This window comes from Alteraurantiacibacter buctensis, from assembly GCF_009827655.1.
Classification (GTDB): Bacteria; Pseudomonadota; Alphaproteobacteria; order Sphingomonadales; family Sphingomonadaceae; genus Alteraurantiacibacter; species Alteraurantiacibacter buctensis.
In genome coordinates, this window is the sequence record NZ_WTYV01000001.1 from 1 (window position 1) to 18142 (window position 18142).

At 60.6% G+C, this 18142-nt stretch carries 17 protein-coding genes and 1 pseudogene; 9 read left to right on the forward strand and 9 right to left on the reverse strand.

What is annotated here, in order from left to right:
• Positions 1-238 precede the first annotated feature (238 nt).
• Positions 239-457 carry a DUF6961 family protein gene (locus GRI99_RS00005; RefSeq protein ID WP_160769985.1) on the forward strand — a complete coding sequence of 73 codons (219 nt, stop codon included), beginning with the start codon at positions 239-241 and terminating at the stop codon, positions 455-457.
• Positions 458-854: 397 nt separating this feature from the next.
• On the opposite strand, the gene GRI99_RS00010 is transcribed toward GRI99_RS00005, so the two are convergent.
• Together GRI99_RS00010 and GRI99_RS00015 are read right to left on the reverse strand one after the other, a co-directional pair.
• Positions 855-1745, reverse strand: a complete 891-nt coding sequence (locus GRI99_RS00010; RefSeq protein WP_160769986.1) for an ImmA/IrrE family metallo-endopeptidase — start codon at positions 1743-1745, stop codon at positions 855-857.
• Positions 1735-2070 carry a helix-turn-helix domain-containing protein gene (locus GRI99_RS00015; protein WP_160769987.1) on the reverse strand — a complete coding sequence of 112 codons (336 nt, stop codon included), beginning with the start codon at positions 2068-2070 and terminating at the stop codon, positions 1735-1737. The genes GRI99_RS00010 and GRI99_RS00015 overlap by 11 nt, the downstream gene beginning before the upstream one ends.
• A gap of 183 nt (positions 2071-2253) precedes the next feature.
• Here GRI99_RS00015 and GRI99_RS00020 point away from each other — a divergent pair, with 183 nt between their 5' ends.
• From GRI99_RS00020 to GRI99_RS00040, 5 genes are all read left to right on the forward strand, one after another.
• Positions 2254-3507: a nucleotidyltransferase domain-containing protein gene (locus GRI99_RS00020; protein ID WP_160769988.1), complete on the forward strand. Its 1254-nt coding sequence runs from the start codon at positions 2254-2256 to the stop codon at positions 3505-3507.
• Positions 3492-3992 carry a type II CBASS E2 protein gene (locus tag GRI99_RS00025; protein ID WP_202392872.1) on the forward strand — a complete coding sequence of 167 codons (501 nt, stop codon included), beginning with the start codon at positions 3492-3494 and terminating at the stop codon, positions 3990-3992. The genes GRI99_RS00020 and GRI99_RS00025 overlap by 16 nt, the downstream gene beginning before the upstream one ends.
• Positions 3955-5004 (forward strand): CBASS cGAMP-activated phospholipase, encoded by a 1050-nt coding sequence (locus GRI99_RS00030; RefSeq protein WP_160769989.1) that lies wholly within the window; start codon positions 3955-3957, stop codon positions 5002-5004. Before GRI99_RS00025 ends, GRI99_RS00030 begins: the two co-directional genes overlap by 38 nt.
• Before the next feature lie 123 nt (positions 5005-5127).
• Positions 5128-5778 (forward strand): DUF6088 family protein, encoded by a 651-nt coding sequence (locus GRI99_RS00035; protein WP_237438039.1) that lies wholly within the window; start codon positions 5128-5130, stop codon positions 5776-5778.
• Positions 5775-6821 carry a nucleotidyl transferase AbiEii/AbiGii toxin family protein gene (locus GRI99_RS00040; protein WP_160769990.1) on the forward strand — a complete coding sequence of 349 codons (1047 nt, stop codon included), beginning with the start codon at positions 5775-5777 and terminating at the stop codon, positions 6819-6821. Before GRI99_RS00035 ends, GRI99_RS00040 begins: the two co-directional genes overlap by 4 nt.
• A 551-nt stretch (positions 6822-7372) precedes the next feature.
• Here the strand turns inward: GRI99_RS00040 and GRI99_RS00045 are convergent.
• On the reverse strand, positions 7373-8944 hold the full coding sequence (locus GRI99_RS00045; RefSeq protein WP_054522877.1) for an MDR family MFS transporter: 1572 nt from the start codon (positions 8942-8944) through the stop codon (positions 7373-7375).
• Positions 8941-10068, reverse strand: coding sequence for an HlyD family secretion protein (locus tag GRI99_RS00050; protein WP_160769991.1), 1128 nt, complete (start codon positions 10066-10068; stop codon positions 8941-8943). Before GRI99_RS00050 ends, GRI99_RS00045 begins: the two co-directional genes overlap by 4 nt.
• A 125-nt stretch (positions 10069-10193) precedes the next feature.
• On the opposite strand from GRI99_RS00050, the gene GRI99_RS00055 reads away from it, so the two are divergent.
• Together GRI99_RS00055 and GRI99_RS00060 are read left to right on the forward strand one after the other, a co-directional pair.
• Entirely contained in the window at positions 10194-10685 is a 492-nt protein-coding gene (locus tag GRI99_RS00055; protein ID WP_054523095.1) for a MarR family winged helix-turn-helix transcriptional regulator, read from the forward strand.
• Entirely contained in the window at positions 10636-12276 is a 1641-nt protein-coding gene (locus GRI99_RS00060; protein ID WP_237438040.1) for an ABC1 kinase family protein, read from the forward strand. The genes GRI99_RS00055 and GRI99_RS00060 overlap by 50 nt, the downstream gene beginning before the upstream one ends.
• Positions 12277-12828: 552 nt before the next feature.
• Here the strand turns inward: GRI99_RS00060 and GRI99_RS00065 are convergent.
• The 5 genes and pseudogenes from GRI99_RS00065 to GRI99_RS00085 all read right to left on the reverse strand — a co-directional run bounded on the left by GRI99_RS00065 (position 12829) and on the right by GRI99_RS00085 (position 17613).
• A complete protein-coding gene (locus GRI99_RS00065) occupies positions 12829-13245 on the reverse strand; it encodes a site-specific integrase (RefSeq protein ID WP_160769992.1) in 417 nt (138 codons plus the stop codon).
• Entirely contained in the window at positions 13146-14033 is an 888-nt protein-coding gene (locus GRI99_RS00070; protein WP_160769993.1) for a DUF2493 domain-containing protein, read from the reverse strand. Before GRI99_RS00070 ends, GRI99_RS00065 begins: the two co-directional genes overlap by 100 nt.
• Positions 14034-14339: 306 nt before the next feature.
• Positions 14340-14624: pseudogene (locus GRI99_RS00075) on the reverse strand (hypothetical protein); the annotation flags it as partial.
• A gap of 92 nt (positions 14625-14716) precedes the next feature.
• Positions 14717-15673 (reverse strand): arsenic resistance protein, encoded by a 957-nt coding sequence (locus GRI99_RS00080; protein ID WP_202392874.1) that lies wholly within the window; start codon positions 15671-15673, stop codon positions 14717-14719.
• Positions 15670-17613 (reverse strand): FTR1 family protein, encoded by a 1944-nt coding sequence (locus tag GRI99_RS00085; RefSeq protein WP_237438041.1) that lies wholly within the window; start codon positions 17611-17613, stop codon positions 15670-15672. Before GRI99_RS00085 ends, GRI99_RS00080 begins: the two co-directional genes overlap by 4 nt.
• Before the next feature lie 155 nt (positions 17614-17768).
• On the opposite strand from GRI99_RS00085, the gene GRI99_RS00090 reads away from it, so the two are divergent.
• Complete coding sequence (locus GRI99_RS00090) at positions 17769-18137, forward strand: ArsR/SmtB family transcription factor (RefSeq protein WP_337192814.1); 369 nt, start codon at positions 17769-17771, stop codon at positions 18135-18137.
• Positions 18138-18142: the final 5 nt, after the last annotated feature.

Genomic DNA, 18142 nt, shown 5'->3' on the forward strand with positions numbered 1-18142 from the left:
CCACCTGCGGCCAGCCATGGCGGCGGAGGCAATCTTGCACTAACAATCAACACGGACCACTCGGTGGGGGCCGATCACGCGCTTCCGTGCCTTGGCGCGGTAAACCTTGCCAAGTTTGATCGGCACAGGGTCTTTGCGACGGCGCGCCATGGTTGCACCTCATGTTTGGCTCGAACGGTAAAATGACAGATTAGCCGTCTATTGTGCAGTAATGCCGCACAGGCTTAAGAAATACCTGATGACCAGCGGCCCAAGACGCCTCGATCTTACGCGCGACCAGGAGGTATGGGGTATGGCGCTATGGGTTGAGCGCACGCACGGCGAAAATGGCTGGATGCACATTGCCATGGAGCAGGACCGATGGCTGGCCGCGGGCGAGATCGACGGCGTTGCGCTGTGGCGTGAAGTGCAGCGGTGCTGGGAAGAGTTGCAAGCGGCGAAGGGGCAGATTCAATAAGTCCTAGTACGGCATGGATTGGGCCGAATGCGGAATGACGGGTATTTGGCAGATTGGCGCAAAAGCGAACGCTAACAGTAGGCGCTCTCGTTTACACCGAGAGGGTCTGGGACTGGGCCGTCTTCTGCCAGTCCGGTCTCAGATGGTAACTTCGGAATGCTGACATTTTCAGTACCGAAGAAGGGTGGCAGCAGCCGCTGACTTTTCGGACGTGCCGAACACTAAATACGCACCCCGAAAGCGGCTGTACATTCAGCCTAGATTCTCTCGCGAGAAGTCCCCGATCCCTGCCCTTGTGTGTCAAAACCTATAGCTTAGTTCGCGTTGCACAATAGGTAGGTCGCCCGAAGGGCGGCGCCCCAAATGCTCGTTTAATCCTGCGGCTCGGCCAATCCGGCTACCGGCGTCGGCTCTTCCCGGGGAAGCGCGGATTTTCCCAGACATCAAAGGTGTCGCGCAACTCGTCTTCGCCGTCATCGTCGCTGTCATCGACGACCAGCAGCGTCATTTTCCACCCATTCGCCAGATTCAAAGCCTGTTCCCTGATCGATGATGGGCGGTGAAGGTTGGCCAGCCACACACCCCTGTCAACGTCGTCGGATTCGACCCCATCGGTTTGATGGCGAGCAGACAGTGAATTGTGGGGAAGCGGCGTTCCGATCCGGGCTTCGACAAAAGGAAAGCGGGTGGGCTTGTAGATGCGGCGCAAGGTCCCATTCTGCGAGAGCAAAATGGCGCACAGATCGTGGTGGTAGGTCGAATAGTGGATCGCCGTTGCTTCCTTGCTGACGTCGTATTTCGCCGCCAGATCGACAACATGACGAAGGTCAGGACCACCTTGTGCGCGCATGTCGGTCTTGAATTTTATCACCGGCATCAGGATCCCAGCGCTGAACCGGTTCGCTTCCGCTTCCATTCGCTGGCTGCGGTTGTCGCGGTCGGCCTTGCGAATGTTCATGTCCGATTTTGAACAGGCAAATTGCCCTGAGTCACCAGGCTGGTGCGCCGAGATGAGATAGTGTCCGAGTTCGTGACCGATCGTATAGCGCTGTCTCAGTCGATTGGCTTTGCCGTTGACCAGGATGACACCGTCCCGGCGCTCTGGCTGCGTAATCAACCCGCCTTCGAAGTTGTCGGTCGTCATTCGATGGATGGCAGTGATGCCAACGGCCGTCGCAAGTTCTTCGATCGGAACCGGAGTCGGCAGATCAGGGACCTGTCGCAGGATCTCTGCGATGATACGTTCGGGGGAGGTGCAGTCAGCAAGCTCGACCCGATCAATCTGCATCTGTTGCCTTGCCCCCGCGTTTTTTCATGGTCTCGATCATCGCCTCGATGAACTGTCGATCTTCAATGTTCAGCTTTTGCAGATCACGGTACATGACGACCATTTGTTCATCTTCCGCATCAGAGGGGTCTTCGCCAACCAGCGAAGCAATCGTCACCCCAAAATGCTCTGCCAGATTCTTCAGTAGTTCGATCGAGGGGTTCTTTGTCGTCCCCTTTTCCAGTTCCCAAATGTGCGCCTTCGAAGCCCCTACTGCATCGGCAACCACCTGAAGGGATTGACCCCGCTCTGTCCGCAGCTTTTGCAATTTCATCGCGAGCGACATGGCACTCTCCCAGCCCCCTAAGAGTAACACACCCGTGCGCCTGTAGGAAAGCTGCGTCGTTCGGTCAATCGAACATTTGCGGCAGATTGGTTGACTGCGCCGCGCGTTCGGTGTATCTTACGATCCTGTAAGGCGAAGTCTGCCGATATTGGGCTTTGCCACCTGCGCCAAATAGGGGGCATAATGACTGTTTTCGATCCGTTCCGTCCGCGCCCCGAGCGCCTGCCGACCCCGAGCTTCGCCGACGCGATGCTTATGGACGTGGCTCGCCGGGTCCAGTTGTCGCCTACGAAGCACGACGAGGCGCAACAGCATTTCGAGGCGCTTTGCGGCTATGTTGATCGTCCTGAAAGCCCGCTGCAGGACAAGGTGATCGCCTGCTACCCAGGGGGCAGCTTCGCGACCGGTACAGCGATTGCCTCAAGCGTTTCGAAGGATCAGCATGACGTCGATGTCGTCATGGAACTTGATGTTCCGACCAACAGCGATCCCAAGCGGATTCTTGACCTGCTTTTCGAAGCCATCAACGCGCAGCCGGGCTCCCGTTATCACGGGCGGGTGACGCGAAATTCGCGGTGCGTGACCGTCGAATACGACGATGGTGTCCGCGTCGATTTGATGCCCATTTCGCGGCTGACGGCGGCACCCGAGAAGGCGGGGCATCTTTTCCATTTCAAGCAGCAGCCGCTTGAGAGCTACCACAAGCCTGTCAATCCTTGGGGCTTTGCCGACCACTTCAACGCCCAGACGGCATACGATCCGGTTTTTGCTGCAATCTTTGAATCTCGAGCTCTGGCTGACGGACGAACGGTCGCGAAGGCCGACGTCGATCCGTTGCCCGACCGCGTCCCGTTGTCTAAAAAGGCCGCGCGCGTCGTCGCGCTGCAGCTGATCAAGCGCAATCGCGATGTGCGGTTTCGCAACCGTTCGAAGCGCAAGCCGCCCTCTGTGGTTTTGGCAGCACTGGCGCTGGAAGTGGCACCTGTCGGCGCGGGCTTGCTGGAGGAGGTCGTCTCGATTTCGCGGCACATTGCACAGCGCCTGCAGGAGCAGAGTGCACACAATCTTTGTATCGACGTCCGCAACCCCGCTTACATCCCGGATGTCTTTACCGATCGTTGGCCCGGCGCGTTGTCTGACCAGGACGAGTATGTGCGTGATCTGGAGTATCTGGTCCGGCAATTGGTTCGCCTGCGGACGGAAAACATCTCGCTCACTGAAACGAACACGATTCTCGACGATCTGTTCGGAGAGACGGCGGCCAAGTACGCGATCAAGGAACACATGGAACGTAGCCGTGTCGCCATGGAGAAGGGCGCGATGCGGTTCGGTCCCAGCGGCCGGGTCCATGCAGGCGTGACTGCCGCTGCTATCGCAACCAATTGCACCCCGGCTCGGGCAAGCACCAACATGGGCGGCGAATGGTTCCTGGACTGATCCCGATCGAGACCCAGATCGCGGCGATGGAGCAACGCTGGCCGGACTTTGCGCTTGTGCAAAGGATCGGGCGCCGAGCGGTCTGGGAAGGAACGCTCGACCCGGTTTGCAAGCGCTACCGTGTGCGGATCGGTTACGAAGTCCCGCTTGCGATCGAAAACTTCTCCATTCTCAACGCGCAACCGCGGGTCCAGGTGCTGTCGCCACGTCTTGAACGCCATCCTGAATATGAAGAAGGCCCGATCCCGCACGTCTATGTAAACCGTGCGGAGCAATCCTTGCCTTACTTGTGCCTGTTCGATCCGTTCAACGGCGAGTGGACGCCATCGGACCTGTTGGCCGAAACGACTGTGCCCTGGGCCGCACGGTATCTCTACTTCTATGAAGGCTGGTTGCTGACCGGAAAATGGTCAGGCGGTGGCCGGCACCCGACACAGGAGGAGTTGGATGGAACCCAGCGACCAAAGGCCATTGCGGCGGTCTGATGGAACGCTTGGTGAGCGGCGGCGACAATTGCCGTGGCCGGAGGGCAAGCGATTTCGGATCCTGTCCATCGATGGCGGCGGCATTCGGGGAATTTTGCCCGCGTCGATTCTGGCGGAGTTCGAACGGCAGTATCTGGGCGGACACTCCGTTGGTGACTATTTCGATCTGATCGCCGGTACATCCACGGGGGGAATAATCGCCCTCGGGCTTTCGATCGGGCTGCCTGCTTCCGACATTCTCCAGGTCTATTTTGATCACGGCGAAGAGATTTTTCCATCGGCCAGGCCGCCCCTGGAAGGGCTCAAGCGACTTTGGGCCAAGGTTCGATCGCTGGCATATTACCAGTATGACCGAGAGCCGCTTGAACGTGAACTGCGCCGGATTTTTGGCGCGCGCCCGTTTGGAGATGCCCAGCGTCGACTTTGCATTCCTTCTTTCGACGGCTTCACCGAGGTCAACATATTCAAGACGCCGCATCATCCCGATTTCAAGCTCGATTGGCGCGAAGAAATGGTCACAGTCGCGCTCGCGACATCTGCTGCTCCTACCTATTTCTCGATCTATAGGGATGGGCAGCGACGGTTCGCAGACGGAGGCGTGTGGGCAAACAATCCGGTGATGGTCGCACTGGTCGATGCGCTCAGTTGCAACGACCTCGATCGCGATCAGATCGATATCCTGTCGCTGGGATGCGGTGACGCCGAAATGACGATTTCGGATGCACAGGTCCTGCGCGGAGGCTTGTGGCATTGGCGCGATATCGTTTCGTCAGCGATGCATCTCTCCAGCCAGAATGCGCTGGGGCAAGCTGGGCTACTCATTGGCCGCGATCGGCTCATTCGCTTGAATGCGCCACTGCTGCCCGATGGTCCGATCGGTTTGGACGACGTGAAGCGTGCGAAGGCAGAGCTGCCAAATGTGGCGAAGGAACTGGCCCTTGCGAATGGGCCAGCGGTGGCGTCCCGGTTCTTCAATGAGAAGTCCGAGCCTTACGTTCCCTTTCATCCATAAGCTGTTTGATCTGCTTGGGCCGGGGTAGTCGGTTTTCGTCACCACCCCCGTCCGAAATCCGTCTACATTTTTCGGACAATGGCGATTTTGATTGTGTCCGAAGTTATGCTACATATTTCGGACATGGACAAAATCCCGCCCGGACTGAAAGCGCAAATTCTCGATCGTGTAAGCCGAGCGACGGCGAACACTGTCTGGACACCGGCCGACTTCCTCGACCTTGCCGGCCGCGATGCGGTCGACAAGACCCTCCAGCGTTTGGTCAAATGGGGCGAGCTCCGCCGGATCGATCGCGGCCTCTATGACAAACCGCAGTTCAACAGCCTGACCCGGCAGGACAATGCCCCCGATCCGCGAGCGGTCATCGACGCCGTCGCACGGCGTGATCAGATCCGTGTCCTGGTCGACGGAATGACTGCTGCAAACGATCTCGGCTTTACCAATGCCGTACCGGCGAAGATCGTCGTGCACAGCGAAGCGCGGCCCAAGTCGATCAAGCTCGGCAACCTCACCATCGAGTTCAAAACGACCGCGGCAAGCAAACTCTATTGGGCGGGACGCCCGGCCATGAGGATCGTCCAAGCGCTGCACTGGCTGCGCGATACAATGTCGACGGACGACACGGGACAATGGCGTGAGCGACTTGCCACCCTTCTCGGCAACCCCACCCACGGCGCAGCTTTGCGCGCTGATCTTGCCGAGGGGCTGCCAACGCTCCCGGCCTGGATGCAGGACCTGCTGCGTCCGTTCGTCTCGGAAGTGCACAGCGAATGAACTCCGCCTTCGATGAAGTTCTGCGTGCAGACACGCCCACCCGCACGGGCCTCTATACCGCGACTGCGCAGCGGCTCGGCACGACCCCGCAGAACGTCGAGAAGGATTTCTGGGTCTGCTGGACCCTTGATGCCCTGTTCAACGGGATCGAGGACGGACCCCGCCTGCTGTTCAAGGGCGGAACTTCGCTGTCGAAGGGGTTCGGGTTGATCGAGCGGTTCTCCGAAGACATCGACGTGACGGTCTTCCGCGATGATCTCGGAGTGCCCGCGACCATCGCGGAATTGGCTGCACTGAGCCGCAAGAAGCGCGACGCTGCGCTTGATTCAATCAAGGCCGCCTGCGAAGCACATATCAACGGACCATTGAAAGCGCGCCTCGCGCAAATCTGCGCCGATACCTGCGCGCGCGCAGGCCTCGAAGCGCAGTCAATTCGGGTCGAGGCCGACGCTCGGGATGGCCAAACCTTGCTCTTGGTATATCCCAGCATCACCCCCGAGGATGCTTACATCGCCAAGTCGGTGAAGATCGAATCAGGCGCAAAGTCGGCGCTTGATCCCAATTCGGTGCGAACAATTGTGCCCTATGTCGACGCTGACGCCGTCGATCTCGACCTCGCTGTGCCGGGCGTTACTGTGGTCGATGCCGAACGAACCTTCTGGGACAAGGTCGTCATCCTGCATGGCCTGAGGCGTTGGTTCGAAATCCGAGGGCAGCTGCGCGGCGACGGTCAGCGTATTTCTCGCCACTATTACGACCTGTTCCGCCTGCTCCAATCGGAGATCGGCCAAGCGGCCCTGGCAAACCGCGCGCTTGGTGAAGACTGCGTCGCCCATGCCCGCATGTTCTTCAATCGCCCGGACTTCGATCTGGCCACCGCGCAGGCCCCGACATTTGCCTTGTGCCCGGAGGGAGGGATGACGGATGCCTTGCGCCAGGACTATCGCGCCATGAGCACCATGATCTTCGGCGAGCCGCCACCCTTTGATGCGGTCGTCGAGGCGATTGCCGAATTGCAATATTCTTTAAACGTGGCCGCATGAAGGGGATCCTCCAGCGCTTGTTCGGTGGCGATGGCCCGAGCGACAAGTCGCCTGCGCAGCCAGAGTTCGCCAGTCCGCTGGAAATCAAACCCTTCTCACATGGCTTGGTCAGGATCCCGGCGCTCGACTTTTTTGGTCCTCACACCGCCTCGCCAAATGGCAGGTTCCATCTCATTTGGCTGGACAGAAACCCCGAGGGCACAACTGGCGGTCATCGTTATGAGGGACACGGGACATGGACTCTGCTGAGCGATGGTGGCGCGACATTGGCTACGGGTCGTCTCGAGCGACCGCAGGATGGTCATGTGGCCGACAACGGCACGTTCAGCGCAGCCTCCACCAGCCGCGTCAACTCGGGATCGCCGAGCAGCAGCCACCATCGAGCGACAACCGGATCAGATGCGCTCACATCACTGCCAGCGCGCACAAAGCGAGTGCCCGTGTCTGCTGACATAACTTCCGGGGGGCCTGCATAATCGGGCCCTGCCGTGCATCCAGCTAGCAAGGCGATAGTGACAAGCGGAGGTAGCAAGTGGCGCATCGTGTAGGGCTCAGTGCATCGAAAGGGAGACATTTTTTGGAAGCGGCCTCAGGAAGAGGACCAGCGGAACCGTCGCGAGGGTCAGAATCCCCATAACCAGGAACACATCATTGTAGGTCATTATGAACGCCTCGCGTTGGAGGGTGCGGCTCAGGACGGCCATCGCCCCCTCCATGCCGCCGAAGTTTCGCGCCAGCCCTTCGAGATAGGCCTGTAGCGAAACGCTGTTCGCATTCAGGGTCTCTTCCATCCGCCGGCTATGATGCCAGATCCGCTGGTCCTGGAACGATGCCAGAGCCGAAAGAGCGAAAGAGCCACCGAGATTGCGGGCCGCGTTGAAAATGCCCGAGGCATCGCCCGCGTCTTCCTTGGCCACCGACGCAACCGTTGCCTGATTCAGGAACATCATCGCAAGTATCATTCCGGCCCCGCGGATAAGCTGACTTTCAGTGAAGACTGCGCCGCCGGATTCCGCGGTCAGACTCGTGCTGACAAAGCAGCTGATCGCCATCAGCAGCATTCCGGTGCCGACGGCAATGCGGATGTCCACCTTGCGGATCATCAGGGGCAGAACCGGCATCAGGAGAAAGGCCGGGACACCCATCCAGAAGATGACCAGTCCCGTCTGAAAAGCATTATAGTCAGAGATGATCGCGAGGAACTGGGGGATAACGTAGGTTGAACCATACATCACCATGCCCAGGGCGAGAGCCATGATCGCGACGCTGGCGAACTGTCGATTGAACAGGAGCTGCAACTTCAAGACCGGCTTGCGTGCTTTCACTTGTCCGTAAATCAAACAGGCAAAGCCGATAATGGTCACCACCGTTAGCCAGCGAATGAGTGAGGACTCGAACCATTCTTCACGGTGCCCTTCCTCGAGTACAACAGTCAGACCGCCCAGTCCGAGGATCAGCCCGAGAATGCCAGCCCAATCGGCGTCCGTGAGATATTCCCACTTGGGCTTCTCGTGAGGCAGCCCGATAAACAGCAGGAGCAGCAGGATTGCGCAGACTGGCACATTGACGAAAAAGGCATAGTGCCAGCTCAGGTTCTCGGTCAGCCAGCCGCCGATCAATGGCCCCATCACGGGGCCAAGAACCACAGTCATGCCGAACAGGGCCATTCCGATGGGCTGTTGGTGCGGCGGCAATCGTTTAGCCACAATAGTCATTGCGGTCGGAATGAGGACTCCGCCCATGAAGCCCTGGCCCGTTCGGCCGATGATCATGGTCGTAAGGTCGGTGGCTACACCGCATAGCACCGAAAATGCGGTGAACGCGCTGACAGCGATGATGAGGAGGGTTCGCAGACCGAACAGCCGTTCCAGCCAAGCGCTCAGCGGAATGACGACGATTTCAGCAACGAGAAATGACGTAGCAATCCAGGTGCCTTCGGCGCCTGTGGCACCGATCTCGCCCTGAATGACGGGGAGTGCGGAATTGACGATTGATATGTCCAGCGTCGCGAGCATGGCGCCGAGCGCGCCCGCGGCCACAGCGACCCAGGCAGTCACGTCTGCGTTCTTTCGGCTCCCGGCCGGCCCGATCGAAGTGTCCTGCGCTGCCAGTATCTCGGTCATTGAGTCCGACTCGAGATCTCTTCCAATTCGCCGGCAGCATTCCGGGTGTCGACCGTAGCCACTACCGACATGCCGGGAACGAGCAGACGCCGCACTTCAGGGGGAGCATCGATAGCGATGCGGACGGGTATCCGTTGAACGATCTTGGTAAAGTTGCCGGTGGCATTTTCGGGGGGGAGGATGGAAAATTCCGCGCCCGTTCCCGGCGATATGCTGACCACTCGTCCCGCGATCTCAAGGCCTGGCAGGGCGTCAACTTCGAGCCTGACGCTCTGGCCGGCCCGGATGAGGCCGACCTGCGTTTCTTTGAAGTTCGCGGTCACGTAGATCGCGCTCACCGGAACCACCGTCATCAAACGTTGACCCGGTTGCACGAACTGGCCCACCCTCACCGAGAGATCGCCGACGCGGCCGGCCTTGCTGGCGCGCAGCAAGGTCGATTCAACCGTAAGGTCGGCTGTTTCCAGCTGAGCGCGGGCAGCGTCCGCCTGCGCCTGGGTCTGGCTGATCTGCTCGAACAGGGTCCCCCGGCGAGCGGTCGCGGCAGCCACCGCCGCCTGCGCAGCGGCGAGTTCGGCCCGCGCCTGCCGCGCCTGCGCCTCATACTGGTCTAGCTTTTCCCGCGGTTCGGCTCCTGTCGCGGCAAGGGGCCGATATCGCGCCACCTGGTCGTTCGCGAGGTCCAGTGCTGCGCGCGCGGCGGCGAGTTGGGCCCGCGCCTGGCGAATGGCTGCATCCTGTTCGGCTACCTGAGAACGGATTGTGTCGGCACCGGCCAGGGTCGCAGCGATCTGCGCGCGCGCCTGTTGCGCTTGCGCCTGATAATCCCGCAAATCCAGTTGTACGAGGGCTCCGCCGCGAGCAACCTGCTCGTTCTCCCCCACGAAGACCTCTTCGACGTATCCCGCTACCTTGGAAGAGATAACGACGCTGTCGGCAGCGACATCGGCGTTATCGGTCGACTGCATGTACTGTCCGTAGGTTACGTGCCGGTAGTACCACCAGATCCCGCCAAGCAGCACGGCAAGACCAACGATGATTAGCACGATGCGCAAGCCACGCCGCGATTGCGGTTTCGTTGGGGTTGTGCCCTCCTGCTCCGGTTGGTTGGAGTTATCGGTCATCTGACTCTTTCGGCAGCCTCAGTAAAAGGTGAACGCGTCTCGCGCCCTATGAGCCGTGAGTCAAATAGTAAAGGCATTTAGCAGTTTGCATTTGGGCATCCGAGGCTATCCGACTACACAGCGCTATGGATGAAAAACCAGATACCATGTCACGGTCTCAGCGTCGGCAGAAGGTCATCACCGATAATGACCGCATTCTCTATCTTATGGACGAGATCAGTCGCGGCGCGCGCAGAGTGTACGATGCGAGGGTCGCCAGGATCGGTCTCAATCAGACACAGTGGAGGATCATCGGACAACTTCTTCGCGATCCTGCCCTTACGCAGGCTGAAATCGCCAAGAAACTGGAACTGGAATCGGCGACCATCGGCCAGGCGGTTGCAGGTCTTTGCGCACGCGGGCTGATGAAAAGGCTTCGAGCTGAGACGGATCGGCGAGCGTGGCAGCTCATCCTCACGGAGCAGCTTGACGATCTGCTGCCCGAACTGAGAGGCTCCGCGGATAGGCTTCATGATCTGCTTTGGCGCGACATTGCCGCCGACGAGAAGCGAACGCTGCAGCAGATTCTTGAAAGGGTATCGGAAAATCTGGACCAACACCGTGCCGAGGCTGAATAAAATCATGGCATCGCCCCCGGAAAAGCCTATCGGCAGCATCGCTCGCGCCGCGGAGATTGGCCGAATCCTAATGAGGCACGGAGCGAAGAATCTCGCCGGAGCCCTCGGGTTTATTCCCTCTTCGAACAATGTCATCGACCCTCGCGAATTTCGCCCGGCCGCAGTTGTCGCGTTCCTCCGTGACATCGGGCCAGTCGGCATAAAACTGGGGCAGCTCCTCGCCACCCGAAGCGATCTGTTCACCGAACACTGGATCACGGCATTCTCAACCCTGCACGATCAGGTGTCGCCAGTGCGCTTCGCAGATATCGAGCCCGTACTTGCTTCAAGCTGGGGTGAGGACTGGCGGAACGACTTTGCGCAGTTCGACGAAAAGCCTTTGGCGTCCGCCTCGATTGCACAGACCTATTCCGCCGAGCTAAGGGACGGTAGCAAGGTCATCGTGAAGGTTCGACGCCCGGGCACCGCCGCGCGGATGGAAGCCGATGTGCGTCTGCTTGTGCGTCTTGCCGAGATCGCAGAAGCACGCTCTCCTGACATCGCGCGTTACCGGCCAGTCGAGTTTCTGCGGACCTTCGGCCGCAATCTTGCCTGGGAGATGGACCTCGCTGCGGAATCCCGAGCCTGCGAGCGGATCGGCGCATATCTCGATACCATCGGCGTCAGGACCCCGGCCATCCATTGGGAACTGACCGGGCTGCGGGTGAACGTTCAGGAACGCCTGTACGGCAGGCCCGCGTCTTCGCTGGGCAGCCCATCGGGCGACCCGCGGGTGGCGGCTTTCGCTAAAAGCTATGCCAACGCTGTCCTGCGGATGATCATCCTGAACGGCGAATTTCACGGCGACCCCCATCCGGGTAACGTCTTCCTGATCGGCGAGCAGGATGTCGGCTTCATCGACTTCGGATCAGTCGGGACGCTCACCAAGGCCAGGCGCGACGAGATCGTCCGCCTCGTGCTTGCGATTGCTGGTGAGAAAACCAGCGATGTCGCGAATGTCCTGCTCGCATGGGCGGGGGAGCCGAAGGTGGATCGCGATGCGCTCGCGGTGGATCTGGATCAGTTGATCGGAGAGTTCAGGGGAACCGTGCTATCTGGCATCGAGTTCTCGCAGATTTTTTCCCGCGTTTTCGACCTGTTGCGGGATTATCGACTGGTTCTGCCACCTGATCTGGCCATTCTTCTGCGTACCTTGTTGACTGCAGAGGGCTTCGTCCGATCGCTGGCACCGGACTACAACATCGCCGAAGAGACCCGGCCGATCATGACGGAGCTTCTCGCCGAGCGGTTCTCGCTCGGCAGCGCTCGGTCGGGTTTGAAGAAACTTCGCGGTCAGCTGCTGGGGTTGTCGGCGTCCTTGCCCGACATACTTGCCACTGCGAACTCGATCGCAAAGTCAGGATATGTGCCGGTTCAGCTCGATCCGCTCAGTATCGAGCAGCTCGCTGGACTTCGCAATGAGCGGCAGTCCTTGAAAGGCCCTCTAGCTGCCGCATTGATCGTGGCTAGCGCATTGCTTGTCGATCAATCCTGGCTTCTGGCTGGCGGCGCGCTTGTGATTGCTGGGGTGGTGCTCATCCGAAAATCATAATGAAGGAGCAACTTAATTCGTGCACGGTCACGTTACGGCAAAGCCGAACTTAATGAGGATTTCATACGCCGCACTTCAGCGACCAAGACGCATCGCGAAAAAAATTTTTCGACCTATTGCGATTGAAGGCTTATTTTCCTCAATCAGACGAAACTATGGAACGGCAGCTTTCAGGCTTGTCCTCGCCTGACTTTATGGCCGCTATTAGGGCGCATTGCTGCCAAGCGAATTAGACCCCACGACATTGAATTCGAATCTCTGGAGCGCGAAATCTCACTGACGCCAGGGGGCTTCGGATAGCGCCAGTCTGCACGCGATTTCATCACCAATTTCGGTCGCAGCCTCAAGGAGGGAGGTATCATCCAAGTGTGCATACCGAGCTGTTGTCGAAACCTGCCTGTGGCCAAGGAGGCTTCCAATCATCGGCAAAGTCTCGGATGCGCTCGCCAAAGCCCGGAAGCACGTAGTCAAACCTCGTCCGGCGCTTCCCAGCCTCTCCCGGAACAACGCGCGCGAGTTCCTCGGCCAGGATATGCTTCAGATCGTATCCGGTCACGCCGCGATGCCCAGCGCACCGGCGAGGCTCGAACAAATCCGGTCGGCGCTCTCCGAGATGATGTCGTCTGCAAGATGCGCATAGCGCGCGGTCGTCTCGGGAAGCGCGTGCCCCAACAGCTTGCCGATGGTCGCGAGTGGAATGCCCTTGGCAATGGCCGCTGAGGCAAAGCTGTGGCGAAGATCGTGGAGCCGGACATCGGGAAGAGCGGCCTTGCGCCTGATCCTGATCCAGTGTTCTCCAAGATTGATTGGTCCCTCCCGATGCAACGCCGGAAAGACAAGCTGGTCGTCGGCCCGGCGGTCGAGGCCACTCAGAATTTCGATCGCTTGCGGGTTGAGATAAATGGTCTTCGGGCCGGTCTTGCTGTCGGGTAGCGCAAGTCGAGGAATCTGGACGTAGCGCCAGCGCAAGGTCGCAATCTCCGAAGCACGTGCACCCGTGTATCCAGGGAGAAGGTAACCTGAGGCACCTTGCGCCGCTCGGCCCAGGAAGAAGCCAGGCGATCAACGCCCTTGGTGTCACCGCCGTGGATCAGAACCATATCGGCAACACGCGCGTGAACCTTGTCCAGCGTAGCCCAAACATTGTTGGCAAAGGTCAGTGCCTCCTCGTCGGTTGGATGGCGGCTGCGCCCTCCGGCGAATACCACCGGTGTGCCTTCGGGCATTGCTGCACGGCGCTTTGCCTCACCCCGTGCACGCAGGAAATCGCGGCCCTCGACGAGCGCGGAAGTCAGCATAGCTCCGTGATTAAAGCGCGAACTCGAGACGGGCTTCCACGAGGAGCCGAACTCGTTGAGATAGAGGCTGGCTGCCACTTCGCGCATTTCTTCAAGTGCGAGCATGGCACCTTCAGCGCATTGCGCGCGCTCGACCTGGGTCTCCAGCTCATGGGTATGGATTTCGGACCCATCGGCTGTGGCAACAAGTGCGCGGACCTCGTCGGTTGCACGGTCGACGGCAGTGGATTTGCGCTCCGCCGAGCGGTGGAAGATGTTGACGAAGGCCCAACCAAGGTCCTCGGCATCGGCTTCAAGCGCGGTCCCCGAGACCAGCGCGAAAAGGTCGGACCAGACCGCTGCAAGCGTTTGGACGACGGCCTCCTCGCACGGAAAATCGGTAGCAGTGACGGGGGCAGGTCCAATAGCGAAACCGGACAGATCGAGTCCGGCGAGTTGGGCGGCAAATGACGTGTGCATGATGATGTCCTCCTGGCTGACGTGAGGCTAACGCACCCGCTCTTGGCTGCGCCAGCGAGAGCCCGTCAGGGCCAGCGGTGAGGCGGACTTGCGCACCCGTCAGGGGAAACCTGCTTGGGCAGGCTGGCGCGGGCAGGCACAGACCCCGAAGGGGGCGGCCAACACGGGCCTCGCCCAAGCGGGTTGCGCAGGGCCGACGGCTGGCCCAGGGCCTCTCTCGCTCGGGCAGTGGCCAAGGGCGGTCGAGACACCGCAGGCAAGGACAACGGAAGTGCTCCGGGCATGGCGAGCATGCGCCGGCTTAACTCAGGCCGCGCGCCTGGCAAAAATGCCCTCTCCGTTCGACATGTGGCCGAGGCAGTCGTAGTCGCCAAACAGCGCATCGAAACGAGCAGATATCTGCGCAAGCCAGTGCCGTGCTCGCGGCGAGCGGGCTGTACGCCAGTCAGCGTCCCAATAGGCAGGGTCGTCACGCTCGGCGATCCAGACTGCGACCAGGCTGCCGTAGGTCGAGATACCGAAGTCGGCAAAGGCATTGCGCATAAGGATCCGGTCCTCGCGCCCCCGCCATGTATCGTGGACAACCAATGACCCGCATGGAGGCGAGCCACACATCAGCTCCACCGCGTCAGCTGCATATATAAACCCAAGCCCAGCGAAGCTCGCGCTAACCGTTGTGAACATCATGCGCCAAGGCGCGGCATCATCTTGATGTAGAGGAGCGAAGCGGCAAGTTCGACGAGCGTTTGGGCGACAATGACGGCTGGCACGAGTGGTATTGCCCCTGGCACGGCTAGCGCTAGCGGCAGCACGACAATTGAATTGCGCGTTGCCCCGCTAAACGCGATGGCGCGGCCTGCTGGTGCGTCCAGCCTCGCGATCCGCGCTATGCCCCAGGCCATCAGCGGCGTGATAAGCGCGAAGGCGATGTAGAGCGGTGCAACTGCCAAAACGCTGGTCAACGCCGGGCCGAGTTGTGGAACCACGGCAGCAATGACGATGAACAAGACCAGCGCCGTTGCGGGCACCGGTAGGAGCCCAAGCGCCACGTTGACCCGCGCGCCGGCTGCGCTTCGGGACGCCCAAAGCTGGCAGAGTGCCGCAAGGCCCAGCGGTATGGCGATCAGCGACAGGAAGGCGTGGAGAAACGGTCCCATTTGCACGAGCTCAGCAGCTTCGTCGCCGAGAAACAAGCTCAGCCAAAGCGGCAGCAGGAGCATCTGCACGATGAGGAGCGCCGGCGTTGCAGCCAGTAGCAGCCGGGCATCGGCGCGACCCAGGTGCGAGAAGGTGACCACATAGTCGATGCATGGGCAGAGCAGCACGATCAGGAAGCCTAGGCGAACGAGCGGGTCCAACGGTGCAAACTGGAGGAGGATGGCAACCAGCACCGGCACCGCGAGGAAATTGACCACGAGCAGGGCCCCAAAGAACCGGCCTTGGCGGAACGCGTCCCGAAGCGAGGCGAGCGGAACTTGCAGGAGGGTGACGAACAGCATCAGCGCGAGCGCGGGGTTTATCGCCGGCTCGAACCGCTCGGTGCCGCTGAGCGCAATGGCGGCTATCGCGGCCATGCAGACGGCCACAAAGTAGATAACGACCTGGCGTGTCTCCAGCGACTCTCGCGCTTTTTCCATCATTCGGCTTGTGCCCGCGCCGAGCGCCGGTTCCAGAAGAAGCCTAGCGCCAGCAGCACGATCATCGCGAGCTGTGCCAGGATGGTCTCGCGCGTAGGATAGAGGCCAAGGAACTCGTTGCGCGGAAAACCGGGCCAGGGTGCGATAGGCAGATAACCCGCCTCCTGAAGGGCCGCGCTTCCCTTGCCGATCAGCACCACGGCCAGAACCGCGATCAGCGCCGAGCTGTAGGCGAAAAACTTGCCGATCGGTAGCGTCCGGCTGTAGCGCATCATCACGAAGGCGATGATCGCCAGCACCGCGATCGCGACAAGCGCGCCTGCCACGACGGCGCCGCCATTCCCCTGGCTCCAAATCGCCGCGTAGAACAGGATCGTCTCGAACACCTCGCGATAGACCACGATGAAGGTGAGCGCGAACAGGAACCAGGCGGAGCGGCGGTTGAGGGCGCGTCCGAGCTTCTCGCGAATATACCGCTGCCAGGCGTCGGCATTGCTCTTGCCGTGCATCCATATCCCGACCCACAGCAGCACTAGCGCGGCAAAGACGCCGCCGAACCCCTCGGTCAGCTCGCGGCTCGCACCGCTGATGGTGATGAACCAGGTCGCCGCCGCCCATGTAGCCGCTCCCGCGACCAATGCGGCGACCCAGCCGCCGTGCACATAAGTCAGGACATCGCGCCGATCGGCTTTGGTCAGGAAGGCGATCATCGCGATAACGATCAGTATGGCTTCCATTCCTTCGCGCACGAGAATGGTAAAGGCGGCAACAAAGGCGGAAGTCGCGGACGCCTCGCTGGGAGCGAGGGCGGTTTCGGCCTGCTCGAACAGGCTGTCGAGCGTGGTGACGCGCTCGCTCACAGTCGCGATCGGCTCACCGCGGGCGATGGCCGCGCGCAGATCCGCCATTGCGCCTTCAATCCGGACCATCAGCGCATTGTCGCGCGATGCCAAAACCGCCTCGACCGGCTCGAAGCCGTCAAGATACGCCGACAACGCAAGATCGGTGGCGGACTTGCGGTCCCCGCGCTGGTAAGCCGCCAGCGCCTCATCCAGCTTCGCTCTCGCAAGCGTCAGCGTGCCACTCGCCTGCGCGGCACCAGCCGCTTCGGGATGGCGACGTAAGTAGGACATGAGCTGCTGCGCTCTGTCTTCCCCGACCTGGGCGGCGAGCGCCGCCGGAGTGGTGCCGACCAGTCCTTCGAGATCGAGGCGTCGACGAAGATCGGCGTCGCCCTCCCACGTCGCCTCGCCACTTGCCGCAGAGCTTTCAGGGTAGGCGAGCGACCCGGCATAGAAGGCGAGCGCCCAGCGATCCTGCGCCGGCAGGTCGGCGAAGCTCACCATGCTGGTTCCGTCCAGACCCTGTTCGATCACCTGATAGAGCGCGAAGATGCTGCGCTCGCGTGCCCGCGCTTCATCGGTGAAGGCGATGGGCGGCGGATCAAGCCCGACCGATTGAGAACCACGGCCATCGCCGGTCGCGCCGTGGCAGCTGGCGCAATGCTCGGCATAGAGCACTTGACCGCGCGCGAAGTCCGGCATGATGGTCGGGGCGAGCGGCACCGGATAGGATTTGATGAGATCGGCGGCAAGACTGCGCGCAGCAGTGGCGATTGCCGGGGCAGGCGACTTGGCGGCGATATTCCGTTCGAGACGGGCTGTCTGCCGCAAGAGCTGGGCCTTCGCTGACGACGCTGGCAGCTCGGCGATCAGCCTGCTGGCGGTGGCAGAGAACTCGGTCATCTCGTCGAACTCGGTCTGGTTCACGATCTTCCCGTTCTCGACCGCTTCGCGATAATCGACGGCGATATAGTCGAGCAGGCGCCAGATGGTTTGCGCGGGCGCGGTCTGCGCGACTGCTGGCGTGCTCATGCCCATGCATGCCATCGCGACCGCGATCAGCCACAACTTCGGCCGCGATGATTCGCGAATGCGCCGCATTAGCATGTTGAAAACACACTGCGCCCTGATTAGCCACGAAACGCGCCCTATCGCTGGCCCGCGCGTGGCGTTGCGGTTACTGCTCATCCGATCACCCTGTTTGCATTGCCCGGATCGGGCAGGTATACTTCAAGTACATTTGAAATATTGAGCGGATGATGGAAGAAAATCAAGCTCTCGTTGCGTTCGCCGCAATCTCCAATCAGACTCGGCTTCGCATTATTCGACTGTTGGTGTTGGCCGGCGCCGATGGCCGGCAGGCAGGCGTCATCGCACGCGAGCTCGATGCCGCGGCGCCGTCACGCGTGTCGTTCCATCTCCGTCAACTCGAACAGGCAGGGCTAATCGAGAGCCGCCGTGAGGGTCGATCGATCATATACAGCGCGACCTTTCCCGCGCTGTCCGATCTGGTTGCGTTCCTCATGCACGATTGTTGCGAGGGGCACTGCAAAGTTTGCGACAAGGCCATTGCGCTGTTTGCCCAATGCACTGGGCGGCCCACCAAGGCGCTCGTCGTATCCTGAGCCTC